9 protein-coding genes are annotated in these 13,058 nt (G+C 65.3%); 4 read left to right on the plus strand and 5 right to left on the minus strand.

Annotated features, from left to right (window positions below; translation table 11 throughout):
* Positions 1 to 146: 146 nt before the first annotated feature.
* Positions 147 to 2,306 (plus strand): ferric-rhodotorulic acid/ferric-coprogen receptor FhuE, encoded by a 2,160-nt coding sequence (gene fhuE / locus AC5P60_RS12860; RefSeq protein WP_483693625.1) that lies wholly within the window; start codon positions 147 to 149, stop codon positions 2,304 to 2,306.
* Between the two features lie 108 nt (positions 2,307 to 2,414).
* Here the strand turns inward: fhuE and AC5P60_RS12865 are convergent, their stop codons facing one another.
* Positions 2,415 to 5,276 carry a TonB-dependent receptor plug domain-containing protein gene (locus AC5P60_RS12865; RefSeq protein ID WP_483693626.1) on the minus strand — a complete coding sequence of 954 codons (2,862 nt, stop codon included), beginning with the start codon at positions 5,274 to 5,276 and terminating at the stop codon, positions 2,415 to 2,417.
* A 627-nt stretch (positions 5,277 to 5,903) separates the two neighbouring features.
* Here AC5P60_RS12865 and AC5P60_RS12870 point away from each other — a divergent pair.
* On the plus strand, positions 5,904 to 6,791 hold the full coding sequence (locus tag AC5P60_RS12870; protein ID WP_141097836.1) for a hypothetical protein: 888 nt from the start codon (positions 5,904 to 5,906) through the stop codon (positions 6,789 to 6,791).
* Positions 6,792 to 6,846: 55 nt separating this feature from the next.
* Here AC5P60_RS12870 and AC5P60_RS12875 read toward each other — a convergent pair whose 3' ends face one another.
* Positions 6,847 to 7,254: an ExbD/TolR family protein gene (locus tag AC5P60_RS12875; RefSeq protein WP_088470300.1), complete on the minus strand. Its 408-nt coding sequence runs from the start codon at positions 7,252 to 7,254 to the stop codon at positions 6,847 to 6,849.
* Between the two features lie 151 nt (positions 7,255 to 7,405).
* Here AC5P60_RS12875 and AC5P60_RS12880 point away from each other — a divergent pair, with 151 nt between their 5' ends.
* Both AC5P60_RS12880 and AC5P60_RS12885 read left to right on the plus strand, forming a co-directional pair.
* On the plus strand, positions 7,406 to 9,391 hold the full coding sequence (locus AC5P60_RS12880; RefSeq protein ID WP_483693628.1) for a transglycosylase SLT domain-containing protein: 1,986 nt from the start codon (positions 7,406 to 7,408) through the stop codon (positions 9,389 to 9,391).
* Between the two features lie 204 nt (positions 9,392 to 9,595).
* On the plus strand, positions 9,596 to 10,816 hold the full coding sequence (locus tag AC5P60_RS12885) for a multifunctional CCA addition/repair protein (protein ID WP_049396476.1): 1,221 nt from the start codon (positions 9,596 to 9,598) through the stop codon (positions 10,814 to 10,816).
* Between the two features lie 79 nt (positions 10,817 to 10,895).
* Here AC5P60_RS12885 and AC5P60_RS12890 read toward each other — a convergent pair whose 3' ends face one another.
* From AC5P60_RS12890 to AC5P60_RS12900, 3 genes are read right to left on the minus strand one after another with little or no spacing between them, the layout of a single operon-like run.
* Positions 10,896 to 11,330, minus strand: coding sequence for an SseB family protein (locus AC5P60_RS12890; protein ID WP_005411035.1), 435 nt, complete (start codon positions 11,328 to 11,330; stop codon positions 10,896 to 10,898).
* Between the two features lie 49 nt (positions 11,331 to 11,379).
* Positions 11,380 to 11,715, minus strand: coding sequence for a hypothetical protein (locus tag AC5P60_RS12895; RefSeq protein WP_005411036.1), 336 nt, complete (start codon positions 11,713 to 11,715; stop codon positions 11,380 to 11,382).
* Positions 11,716 to 11,718: 3 nt separating this feature from the next.
* On the minus strand, positions 11,719 to 12,756 hold the full coding sequence (locus AC5P60_RS12900; RefSeq protein WP_483693629.1) for a S41 family peptidase: 1,038 nt from the start codon (positions 12,754 to 12,756) through the stop codon (positions 11,719 to 11,721).
* Positions 12,757 to 13,058 lie beyond the last annotated feature (302 nt).

The raw sequence follows: 13,058 nt of genomic DNA on the forward strand, positions 1-13,058 counted from the left end.
TCTGTTCATGATTTGTAAATAGGAATAGTTCGTATTACCATTTCTTTCGTTTCCGGTGGTGCCAGGACGGCCTGCCCGTCCGTTTCCCACCCGTAGCGCCTCGCCTCTGGATGCCGGCCGGGCGCGCGTGCTCGTCCAGGACCCCCATGACCCGTTCCGTCTTCCGTACGCCGCAGCCACAACGGCTGTCCGTTGCCGTGCTCGCCGTTCTCTGCGCCGTGGCCCCGGCCGCCTTCGCCGAAACCGCCGCCGATCCGACCAACCTCGACAAGGTGGTGGTGAAGGGTGAACGCGCCGAAGGCTATTCGGTGCGCCGCACCTCGGCCGGTACCCGCTTCGACCTGGCCCCGCGCGAGATCCCGCAGTCGATCAGCATCATCAGCCACCAGCGCATCGAAGATCAGAACCTGGACGACATCATCGACGTGCTGGCCAACACCACCGGCGTGACCAGCACCCAGTCCGACAGCGAACGCACCGAGTTCTACGCACGCGGTTTCTACATCGATGCCTACCAGTTCGATGGCCTGCCGACGCAGATGGTGCAGAACTGGAGCTACGGTGATTCCGGCCTGGACCTGGCGCTGTACGACCGCGTGGAAGTGGTGCGTGGTGCCACCGGCCTGCTCAGTGGTGCCGGCAATCCGTCCGCGTCGGTGAACCTGGTGCGCAAGCATGCCGACAGCGCCGAACTGAACGGCAGCGTCTCGGTGAACGTCGGCAACTGGGGCCGCACCCGCACCACCGTGGACGTGGGCAGTGCGCTGAACGCCAGCGGCACCGTGCGCGGCCGCGTGATCGGCAGCTACCTGGACACCGACGGCCAGATGGATCGCTACAACCAGCGCAAGACGCTGGGCTATGCGGTCATCGACGCCGACCTGACCCCGGACACCCAGCTGAGCGCGGGCTACGACTACCAGCAGAAGCGCGCCAACGGCGCGACCTGGGGCGGCTTCCCGATGCTGTACTCCGATGGCTCGCGCACCGGCTATGACGAATCGTTCAACGCCAGCCCGAACTGGACCTACTGGGACACCACCAGCAAGCGCGCGTTCGCCACCCTGCAGCACGCCTTCAGCAATGGCTGGAAGTTCAAGGTCGGTGCCACGCACGATGAGACCAAGGCCGACGACAAGCTGTTCTACCCGGCATACAACGACTGGACCACGGGCGCGTCGAACTTCGACAGAACCAACGGCACGGGCATCTCGCCTTCCGCGGGTTTCTACAACACCGAGCGCGAAGTCACCGGTGTTGATGGCTACGTTGACGGTCCGTTCCAGCTGTTCGGCCGCGAGCACCAGTTCATGGCCGGACTGAGCTACAACAAGCGCGACTATGCCAACTACGGCGACTACCAGGTCGGTGGCGCCGGCAAGACCTGGGACCCGTTCACCAGCTACCTGCACTGGACCGGCAACATCAGCGAGCCGAACTGGAACCCGCTGGCACTGGCCAGCCAGGGCACCATCACCCAGAAGGCCGGTTACGCCGCCGTACGCCTGTCACTGGCCGATCCGTTGAAGCTGATCATCGGCGCCCGCTACACCGACTGGAAGAGCGAAGGCGAGAACGACGACCGCGAACACAAGGTGACCACCCCGTACGCCGGCCTGGTGTATGACATCAACGACACCTACTCCGCGTACGCCAGCTACACCGAGATCTTCCAGCCGCAGACCGCCCGCGACCGCAACGACCGTTATCTCGACCCGGTCGACGGCAAGAGCTACGAGGTCGGCGTCAAGGGGGCTTGGTTCGACAACCGCCTGAATGCCTCGCTGGCGGTGTTCCGCATCGAGCAGGACAACGTCTCCCAGGTCACCAGCGAGCCGATCATCGGCCGCCCGGGTGAGTTCGCCTCGATCGCCGCACGCGGCACCGTCAGCCGTGGCTTCGAGTTCGAGGTGAACGGTGAACTGGCACCGGGCTGGAATGCCACCTTCGGCGCCTCGCGCTACGTGGCCAAGGACATCAACGACGCCGACATCAACACCAACCTGCCGCAGACCGCCCTGAAGCTTTTCACCAGCTACACCCCGCAGTCGCTGCAGGAACTGACCGTCGGTGGCGGTGCCAACTGGCAGAACCGCATCTACTACGCGGTGCCTGCCTACGGCCGCATCGAGCAGAGTGGCTATGCACTGGTCAGCGCCTTCGTGCGCTACCGCATCTCGCCGGAGTTCAGCGTGCAGGCCAACCTCAACAACCTGCTGGACAAGAAGTACCTGTCGCAGATCAACGGCTACGGTGCGTATGGCGATGGCCGCAACGGCTCGCTGACGTTCACCTGGTCGTTCTGATCCAACCGGCGTTATAGCGTCGAGCCATGCTCGACTCGATCATCCAGGACAGTCGAGCATGGCTCGACGCTGCAACGGCGCCGGGCTGAGCCCGGCGCCGCTCTCACATCAGAACCGCAGATCCGCGCGCAGGTACCAGTAGCGGCCACGCGGGATGTCGTAGGTCGAAGCGTCGTAGCCGTTCAACGAGCACGACAGGCAGATCGGCGGATCCTTGTCGAACACGTTGTTCAGGCCGGCGGTCAGCTGCAACCCCTTCATCCAGTCGATCTTGTAGCCCACCTGCACGTCGTGGAAGGTGGTGGCCGACAGCGTGTTGGTGCCCGCTGCCTGGTTGCTGCACACCGGGAAGGCCGCGGCATCGCCACAGTTCTCGGTCAGCTCGGAGATGTGCCGCACCGTCCAGTTGGCGCTCCAGCGGTCCATCGTCCAGCCGATGCTGGCATTGCTGGTCCACTCCGGAATCGAGCTGTCGGCCACTTCCACGCCCGGCTTCTGCGGCTGCTTCTGCCCGGCCGCGCCGGTGGCCTCGTAACGGCCGACGAAGGTGTTCTTCCACGCCAGCTTGAACTGGCCGATGGAGGTCTGCGGCAGGGTCCAGAACAGATCCACGTCCCAGCCGTCGGTCTTGATCGACCCCAGGTTGGTCAGGCGGTTGTTGAAGCTGCTGACCGCACCGGTGCTGGCACGGGTGATGCCATCGCAGTAGATCGGGTCCAGCGTATCCACGCACAGGTCCAGCTGGGTCTGTGCGTTGATCGCCTGGATCGCACCATCGATGGCATGGCGGTAGAAGGTCACCTCCACATCGAAGCGCTCCGACCACGACGCATTGTTGCCGAACCACGGGCTCCACACGAAGCCGGCGCTGAAGCTGCGCGAGCGTTCCGGCTCCAGCTCGCGGTTGCCGCCGGTGGTCACCGAGATCTGCGAGTTGGCCTGCTGGAAGCCGGCCGGCACGCCCAGCGCGGCACAGTTGGCGGCGCTGCCACGTGGCGGAGTGCCGCCCAGACCCACCGAGCACGGGTCGAACAGCTGCAGGTCGGCACGCGCCGCCGAGCCGTACAGTTCACCGATCGACGGTGCGCGGAAGCCCTCGGCGTAGGTGGTGCGCAGAACGAAGTCATCGGTCACCTGCCAGCGCAGGCCGTACTTGGGCGTGAACTCGCCACCGAAGGTGGAGTAGTCCGAATAGCGGCCGGCCAGGCTCAGGTCCAGCTTCTTGCCGAACGAGGAATCGGCGAAGATCGGCACGCTCAACTCCAGGTAGGCCTCGTTGACGTCGTAGGAACCGGAGGTCGGCTGCGACGGCACGCCGTTGTAGTGGCCGATCACCGTCAGCGGATCGGGCTGGTAGGAGCCCTTGTACTTGCGGTACTCGAAGCCGGTGGCGAAGGATACCGGACCGGCCGGCAGCGAGAACAGCTCGCTGGACAGGTTGGCGGTGAACAGGCTCAGTTCGTTCTGGCTGCGGTCGCGCACCACCGGCTGGATCCACTTCAGCATGTCCGGGGTGATCGAACCGACGCCGCCGAAGATGTTCAACGGCACGCAGCCCGGCGTGGCCGCACAGACGGACGGATCGCCCAGCGCCATGTTCACCTTGTAGATGTCATAGCTGCCGTAGTTGGTCTGTTCGGCCTTGTTCTTGCTGTACATGCCGTTGACGTCCCAGTACCAGCTGCGGTCGGCGGCATGGAAATCACCGACCAGGCCGGTGGCGAAGTAAGTGGTGTCCACTTTCTGCTTGAACACGCGCGCACCGCCTTCCACCGGGCGACGACCGATCAGGCTCATGTTGTCGCCGGAAACCAGATCGAAGCCGAACGGGTTGTACGGATTCAGGCGCGAGACCACGATGTTGTCGGCCAGCGGATTGCCGGTGGCGCCATCGGGGCCGAAGAACAGCGGCTCCGGGCCGGCCTGGTTGGTCGACTCACGACGGTTGCCCAGTGCCTTGACGTACCACTGCACGTTGTCGGTGATGTCGAAGCGGAACTGACCGAACAGGCCTTTGCGCTCCGACGGCGTCAGCACCATGTTGTATTCGGCGAAGTTGAAGCGGTCGGCGGTGGTGAAGCAGTGGTAGTCATCCGTGCGGCTGCAGCCGGCGCTGCCGTCGTAACGCGGATTGCTCACGCCGGTATTGGGCACGATGTTCTGCACCGCACCGGTGTTCGGGTCGGTGAACATGAAACGGCCCTGCGGAATGCCACCGCTGCCGAACGCCAGGCCGGTGCCGGGAATCGGGAAGCGCGACTGCTCGCGGTCCTTGGCAAATACCGGATCCTGCTTGGTCCAGCTGGCGCCCAGGAACAGGCTGAAGCGGTCGCCACTCTTGCCCCAGGCCAGGTCCACGCCCTTCTGCGTGCCGTCGCCCTTGCTGTACTCGCCGTAGTTCAGCGTCACCTGCGCACCATCGAAGTCACGGCGGGTGATGATGTTGACCACGCCGGCAATGGCATCGGAGCCGTACAGCGACGACGCGCCATCTTCCAGCACCTCGATGCGCTCGACGATGGCCAGCGGAATGGTATTGAGATCGGTAGCCGAGCCGACGCCGGAGGCGGACGACTCATTGACCCAGCGGATGCCATCGACCAGCACCAGCACGCGCTTGGCCCCCAGGTGGCGCAGATCGACCTGCGCCGAGCCGGCACCCACGCCACTGCCATCGGGCGGGAAACCGAAGTTGCCGGACGAGTTGAACTTGGCGTTGAGCGCCGAACCGGAACCGGTGAGCTGCTGCAGCACTTCGCCGATCGAGGTCAGGCCGGTGCGTTCGATGTCACCGCGCGTCAATGTCTGGATCGGCACCTGGCCTTCGACTTCAGCGCGCTTGATGCGGGTACCGGTGACTTCCACCGCATCGAGGTTGGTGGTGGATTGCGCAGCGGCACCCAACGGTGCCAGGGCCGTCACGCACAGCGCAACGGCAACCGCCAACGGGCGGTGATGCAGGTGAATCATTCGCTCTCTCTCCAAAGGAATGTCGGGACATGGGCTGCCGCGCTCCCCCCTGCATGGCGGCAGCGTCTCCTTTGTAAACAAGTGGTAAAAATCACGGCGTGATGACCGGCACTCTTTCACGCGGAATTGACGCAAATGACGGTCATTTGCGTCAGATCGCTATACATGAAGACCGGACGATACTGTTCGCCGCGCGTCGTTGATGCCGGGTGCGACAGCGGTTTCCCGGCTTTCCCGCAATTGGGCAAGTGCTCTTGCCGATCCGTCCAACGACAATGCGCCTGCGCCATCGGCAGCATGATGATCGCCGTTGCCGTCGGTCGACGGTGTCGATCAGATCGCTTTCGAGCTGGAACTCATACCAAGATGGTGAGTAACCCGTATGGAGGAGCTCTTGCAATGACGGACTGCAGATCGCCGGGATCACCGTGCGAACGTGAGGCACTCAATGGCTGCTCTTTCGGCTCCTGCCATCTCGATGACAGAGCCACATGCATCGACTAACTTTAATCTACGAAGCAAATTCAGACAACATTTAGGAATAGTTTGAAAACTGCCCGTCAAACGAATTTCCGAGGCCAACCAAGGTGAGACTGAGAGCCCCAGTCATTCTCATGAGGCTCAATTGTGAAAACAATCACCGTCATGATCCATGTCGCGATTGTCACGGCATTGCTTCTGTTCCCTGCAAGCGAATCGAGAGCGGGGGGCCTGATTGAATGCAACAACTGTGCCTCTCCCAAAGATGCAGCCCTGATGTCAGGCTCCGGGTTGGCGGTTGTAATGGACTTCGAAAAAGCCCGACTGAGCGCCTTCGAAGTTGAATATGATCGCGAGATCAGAAAGTGGCGCGCACTTTCGACACCGGTTCCCGCACAGATTCAAATGGCTTTCCTACGGATTCTGGATGCGACCTCAGCCTTTCGAGGGCCACCTGAAGGGGCCCACGCGATGGCAGGAGGCGGATCAGTGGTCGTGCTGCATCCAGACAATCCTGGAAACTCCAATGGAGTGAGGTTCCCCGAGTCTTACAAGTCCTCCAATACCTTTGACATCGTCGCCTCAGCCACACTGCGAACCCGACTTGGCCAGTATCTAGCCACAGAACTGGCAGGAGCCAATACGGGAAGCCCAACCTGGAACAGCATTGCGCTCTCGATTCAACAAGCGGCCCTGAACTGGGCAGGCCTCAAAGGTGGCGGATCCATAACAATAATGATCACATGGCGTGACGGATCGAAGACGCTTTATCGAGTAACACCGGACAACGTTGCCGAAGCGAAGTATCAGAAGGGCGAAAGTCGCGACAGCACAGGCAACAAGGTTCCTGACGAATCCATCGCCGACCCGATCTCCGCCCCTTCGTACGCCGGACAATACTATTTCGGCCAGCATGGCGACCTGGACAACTGGGTCAGATCCGCACAGATGTATGGAGTCCCCGTCCAGCGCGGAAGCAGCAGCCGCATCTCGTGCAGTTGGGATGGTCGCACAGTCTACTGCCAGCAATACTGACACCCTCATCCGCCGCTCATGTCGCAATCTCCCCCTGAGCGGCGGTTTAGATACGCTATCGCACGAAGGCGATGCGCTCTATGCCGGTAGCCTCGGCGGCGGCCAGGATCCGCGCCATGCCTTCGTACTCGGCCGACGGATCGGTGGCGATGCGCAGCTCCGGCAGGTTGCCCGCATGTTCGCCCGCCTGTGCCTGCAGGCGCGCCTGCAGCTCACTGATCGCCATCGGCTGGCCATTCCAGCTGAGCTGGTTGCCAGCGTCCAGGCGCAGCTCGATCGGCGGTGGCGGTTCGGGGCGATCGATCGTGCGATCGGTGGCCTGTGGCAGCTGCACGGCAATCGGCCGGGCCACGATCGGCGCGGTCACGATGAAGATGATCAACAGCACCAGCATCACATCCACCAGTGGCGTGACATTGATGTCCGCCAGCGGGCCGCTTCTTCCTGCGCTACTGAACGCCATGTGCCGCTCCGTGCAGCCGGGCCGTTCGCCCAAGGCCGACAGTACGTCGCCTTCCGTCACCTGCGGCAGTGGCCTGTACGGGTTCATTCAGCTGTCGTTGCCAACGCCCGGCGTGCACACAATGCGAAACTGAATTCAGCCAGCCCCCGCTATGCTGGGCGCCATGACCCGACGCTCCTCGACCACCCTGTCCCTGCTGCCCTTGGCCACCACGCTGCTGATCGGCTGCGCCAATGCCCAGTCCCTCGACGCCCAGAACGCGCAGCTGAAGGCCGCGATCGCTGCCGCCGAACGCGGCCAGTTCGATCCCGGCCAGGCCGCCGCACTCAGCCGCCATCCGGCTTACGGCTGGCTGGAGTACGCCAACCTGCGCCGCAACATCGACACCGTCGATACCGCGCAGGCGCAGGCCTTCCTCAAGCGCTATGACGGCCAGGCCGTGGCCAACACGTTCCGCAGCGTGTGGTTGCCCTCGGTCGCACGCCGCCAGGACTGGCCCACCCTGCTCGCCAACTGGGCGCCCACCGACAACGCAGGCCTGCGCTGCGCGCAGCTGACCGCGCGCCAGGTGACCGGCAAGGTCGATCCGCAGTGGATCAGCGAGGCACAGGACCTGTGGCGCAAGAACGGCAAGTCGCTGCCGGACGGCTGCGACGCGGTATTCGCAGTGCTGCAGGCACAAGGCGGCCTGAGCGACGCCCTGCGCTGGGAGCGTATCGATGCCGCCGCCGACGCCCAGCAGCCGGCCGTGATGCGCAGCGCCGCACGCGGCCTGCCCGCCGCGGACCTGGCGCAGGCCAACAGCTACGCCGCCTTCGTCGACAAGCCCAATGCCAGCGCGTTGAACTGGCCGCGCAACGAGCGCAGCCGGCGCATCGCCACCGACGGCCTGGCCAAGCTGGCCAAGGCCGACCCGGCCGCCACCGAACAGCAGTTGCCGCAGTACGCCCAGGCGCTCGGCCTGAGTGCCGAGCAGCAGGGCCAGGTGCTGTACCAGATCGCGCTGTGGACGGTGGCTTCCTACCTGCCCGATTCGGCACGCCGCCTCAACGCAGTGCCGGAATCGGCGTATGACGAACGCCTGCACGAATGGCGCGTGCGCGAGGCGATGTCGCGCGGTGACTGGCCGGCGGCACTGACCGCGATCCGCAAGATGGCCAGCAAGCAGCGCAGCGACCCGCGCTGGCGCTACTTCGAAGGCCGCATGCTGGAGAAGACCGGCCAGGCCCAGCAGGCGCAGCCGTTGTTCCGCGATGCGGCGCGCGCACCGACCTTCCACGGTTTCCTGGCTGCCGACAAGCTGCAGCAGGGCTATACCCTGTGCCCCTGGAAGCCGAACGACAGCGCGCAGGCACAGGCGGTGATCGCGCGCGACCCGGCCATCCAGCGCGCGATGGCGCTGTACCAGATCGACCGCACCGGCTGGGCTGTGGCCGAATGGAACAGCGCGCTGTCGCGCTTCGATGATACCCAGCGCCGCCTCGCGGTACGCGTCGCGCAGGACAACGGCTGGTTCGACCGCGCCGTGTTCGCGCTCGGCAAGCAGCCGCAGGAACAGCGCCTGTACGACCTGCGCTTCCCGCTGCACCACGACGCCACCATCCGCCGCGAATCGGCACGCAACGCGATCGATCCGGCCTGGGTGGCGGCGGAAATCCGCGCCGAGAGCACGTTCACCCCGCGTGCGCGCTCGCCTGCAAACGCCATGGGCCTGATGCAGGTGCTGCCGGCCACCGGTGCCGGTGTGGCCAAGTCGATCGGCCTGACCGGCTACGGCGGCGCCGACAGCCTCTACGACCCGGACACCAACATCGCCATCGGCACCGCCTACCTGCGCCAGCTGATGAACAAGTACGACGGCCTGCCGTACGTGACCATCGCCGCCTACAACGCCGGCCCGACCCCGACCGCGCGCTGGCAGAGCCAGCGCCCGGGCTTTGACCCGGACCTGTGGATCGAGACCATCAGCTACAAGGAAACCCGCGAGTACGTGGCGCGCGTGCTGGCCTTCAGCGTGATCTACGACTGGCGCCTCAATGGTGATGCGCTGCCGCTGAGCGACCGCCTGATGGGCCGCCTGGTGGACAAGCGCAAGAACTTCAGCTGCGCCGCCAACGCCGAGCAGGGCGGGGATTGATCGCACTGCGGTAGTGCCGGCCGCTGGCCGGCATTCCCCGGTATCCACGCCCAGGAGTGAAACGATGAGCCTGCTGGCCTGGATCAGGCTGGCCGCTGTATCGGTAGTGCCGGCCGCTGGCCGGCAGCTTCGGGGTGACTGCCGTTGCCGGCCAGCGGCCGGCACTACCGGTGCATCTGCGCCGGGCATGCGATGATTCCAGCCATGAAGATCTATCTTGTCGGCGGCGCCGTACGCGACCGCCTGCTGCAGCGCCCCGCCGGCGACCATGACTGGGTGGTGGTTGGCGCCACGCCCGCGCAGATGGAAGCGCAGGGCTACACCGCGGTCGGCCGCGATTTCCCGGTATTCCTGCATCCAAAGACCGGTGAGGAGTACGCACTGGCGCGCACCGAACGCAAATCCGGCCGCGGCTATCGCGGCTTTGTGGTAGATGCCGACCCGGGAGTGACGCTGGAAGAAGACCTGCAGCGCCGCGACTTCACCATCAACGCGATTGCCTGCGACGAAGACAGCGGGGCGCTGGTCGATCCTTACGGCGGCGTGCGTGATATCGAGCAGCGCGTGCTGCGCCATGTCGGCCCTGCGTTCGTGGAAGATCCGTTGCGCGTGCTGCGCGCGGCGCGCTTCATGGCGCGCTTCGCGCCGCTGGGCTTTACCGTCGCCGAAGAGACCATGGCGCTGATGCGCGAGATCGCCGCCAGTGGCGAACTGGATGCACTGGTGCCGGAGCGAGTGTGGCAGGAACTGCGCAAGGCGCTGGTCAGTGAGCAGCCCTCCGCCTTCCTGCGCACGCTGCACGATGCACATGCACTGGGCCCGATCCTGCCCGAGCTCGAAGCACTGTATGGTGTGCCGCAGCGTGCCGAATTCCACCCGGAAGTCGATACCGGCATTCACCAGGAAATGGTCAGCGACATGGCGGCGAAGCTGGCCCCCGGCGATGACCTGGTCGGCTTTGCCGCGCTTACCCACGATCTCGGCAAGGGCCTGACCCCGCCGGAGGAGTGGCCGCGCCACATCATGCACGAACAGCGCGGCATCAAACCCCTGAAGGCACTGTGCGCGCGGTTGAAGATTCCTGCCGAGCACCAGCAGCTGGCCGAAGCGGTCTGCCGGGAGCACTTGAACGTGCACCGCATCGACGAACTCCGCGATGCCACCGTGTTGGAACTACTGGGCCGCTGTGATGCGCTGCGCCGGCCGGAGCGCGTGGCCCGCATCGCACTGTGCTGCGAGGCCGACAAACGCGGCCGGCTCGGCTTCGAGGACGCCGACTACCCGCAGGGCGAAACGCTCAAGCGCCTGCACCAGGCGGCACTGTCAGTACAGGCGCGGGACCTGGATACCACCCATCTGAAGGGCCCGGCCATCGGTGAAGCGTTGGCCAAGGCGCGCGTAAAAGCCATCGCCGCCGCCCGCTGATCCGCAACCGCCGTGGCGGCCGCGCACCGACTTCCATGGGTAGTGCCGGCCGCTGGCCGGCAACCCTATACCGCTGGCTTCAATGCGCCATCCCGCGGGTGATCGCCGCCGCCCGCTGCTTCAGCTGGGCCACGGCATCGGGAATCATCTCCATGCCCACGTCCAGGCCGGGGTTCAGCACCAGGCCGACGCCGTCGCCGATCCCGGCCAGCAGCGCGTGCACCGCGATCGGCATGGCGTGGGCGAACTGCGGCAGCTGCTCATGCCACAGGCCAGCGCGCTCGGGCGCAGTGAACACCGCGAACATCGGCTCGCCGCTCTCGCTGGTCAGCACCAGCGGCGAGATGCTCTCGTCCCAGGCACCGTCTTCGCCGATGGCCTTGTCCAGCAGCACGAACGCCGTCGAGGTCAGCAGGCCATCGAGGAACTGCGATGCGGTCAGCGTGCCGTCCTGGGCCTGCAGCAGGCGCACCTCGAGGTCGTTGAGGGGTTCGAACGGGGTGTCGTGGTCCATGGTCGGTTCCGGTACGTGGTTGCAGGGCAGACTTTAACAGGCCCGCTCCTCAACCGAGGAATCCATGCCGCCACAGCCAGCCCAGCGCGGCCAGCCCGGCCACGCCGACCAGCATCAACGGCAGGCCGAAGCGGTGCCGCCACGGGATCGGCACCCCGCCCAGCTGCTGGTCCATGGTCTCGGTATCCAGCACCCAGCCGTGCTCGCACCGGGTGCAGGCCAGCTCGTAGCGACGCTGGTAGGTGAAACCGAACAGCAGGTCGATGCGCGCCATCCTGTAGCGCAGCCGGGGCGCGAACTCGGTTTCCGTCTGGCAGCGCAGGCAGTGGTGGGCTTCGGTCGGGCCGACCACCACAACCCGCTCCTGCTGGCCGATCAGGATCATGGATCAGCGGCCCTGGCAGGCGGGTTGGGCCAGCAGCCAGGCTTGGGCGGCGGCCAAAGTGGCGGCATCACCTTCGATACGCTGGTCGGGCTCGATCTTCAAGCCATCACCACGATCATTGCGGTCGCGCATCACGGTGGTGGTCAGCAGCAGGCGACTGCCATCGGCAAGCGTCTGCACGACATTGCCAGTGGAGACACCCGCAGTGGGCTGACCGAAACTCCGCGTCTGCGGACGACCTCGCCACGCCAGCACCGAGGCCTCGCCCGAACTGCCGGTGCGCGGCCCGAACAGCACCGCCACCGGCGCGCCGGGCTGCCGCAGCACATAGCCGGACTGGCCGAAGTCAAGCACCGACTTGCCTGCACGCTGCACGGCGGTCGCGGTCAACGTCCAGCGCTCAGGCCCCTGTGCGGTTTCGAACGACCCCACATCTTCGTTGTTCACTACCGAGGTGCGCAGCAGCGGTGCCATGCCCAGCAGCATCGGCCACATGTTGCCACCGCTGTTGTCACGCAGGTCGACGATCCAGCCACAGCGCGCGCCGTCGTCCTTGCTGCGGATGACCTGCTGCCACCGCGCGGCACGCTGGATGTCCTGGCGGAATTTTTCCTGCGGCGTCGCGCCCGGCGTGGAGGCATAGCCCTCGATGACCACCCAGCCGATGCGCATATCCACCGCATCGGCCGCCTTGGCCCGGTCCACGGCGGCGGCGCCGGCCTGCTGCGCGCGCGCAAGGGATTCGCTCTGGCGCTGGGTCGTCGTCCATCCGCCATGATTGCCCGTGCTGACCGCAATGGCTTCGCGCAGAACGGCCAGCCGTTGCGCGGGGTCGCCCTGCGCCGATTGCAGGCGTACGCGGGTGGCGGCCCAGTCCACCCGATCGCGATACAGCGCCTGGCGTTCAAGCAGATTGAGGATCTCGGCCTCCGCCTCCGGCGAGGGCACTTCGATTGCCTTGGGCGTATCGGCCATGGCGTTGGCAACCACCAGCGCGATCACCAGCGCACCAATGCGACGCACTCCCTTGCGAACCTGCATGTGACGTTTCCTTGTCGTTGAGGCAGGCGCACAGCATAGCCCGCAGGTGATGGCTTTCGCCATGCGCGAACTGTCGTATCTGGCCCCGCCGCGGGTTGCAGCAAGACAGCGTGCACGCGATCAGTAAATTGCAACTTTGCCCATGTCATTGCCACGTAGAACGCGAGAAGGTTGCCTCCGTCGGCGCCTCCTGCGCTGGCCGGGATTGGCGTCCTGAATCAAACATCGAAACGATCGAGTTGCCGCCTCAGCGGCAATCGCGACAATGCACCGGCTTGCCCATGGCGGGCGGTGCGTGGGGA

The sequence above is a fragment of the Stenotrophomonas sp. YJH_SMC_120 genome (genome assembly GCF_059368675.1).

Coding starts and splice junctions, on each gene's coding strand:
- fhuE (WP_483693625.1), top strand. CDS start 147: ATGACCCGTTCCGTCTTCCGTACGCCGCAGCCACAACGGCTGTCCGTT.
- AC5P60_RS12865 (WP_483693626.1), bottom strand. CDS start 5,276: ATGATTCACCTGCATCACCGCCCGTTGGCGGTTGCCGTTGCGCTGTGC.
- AC5P60_RS12875 (WP_088470300.1), bottom strand. CDS start 7,254: ATGGCGTTCAGTAGCGCAGGAAGAAGCGGCCCGCTGGCGGACATCAAT.
- AC5P60_RS12880 (WP_483693628.1), top strand. CDS start 7,406: ATGCTGGGCGCCATGACCCGACGCTCCTCGACCACCCTGTCCCTGCTG.
- AC5P60_RS12885 (WP_049396476.1), top strand. CDS start 9,596: ATGAAGATCTATCTTGTCGGCGGCGCCGTACGCGACCGCCTGCTGCAG.
- AC5P60_RS12890 (WP_005411035.1), bottom strand. CDS start 11,330: ATGGACCACGACACCCCGTTCGAACCCCTCAACGACCTCGAGGTGCGC.
- AC5P60_RS12895 (WP_005411036.1), bottom strand. CDS start 11,715: ATGATCCTGATCGGCCAGCAGGAGCGGGTTGTGGTGGTCGGCCCGACC.
- AC5P60_RS12900 (WP_483693629.1), bottom strand. CDS start 12,756: ATGCAGGTTCGCAAGGGAGTGCGTCGCATTGGTGCGCTGGTGATCGCG.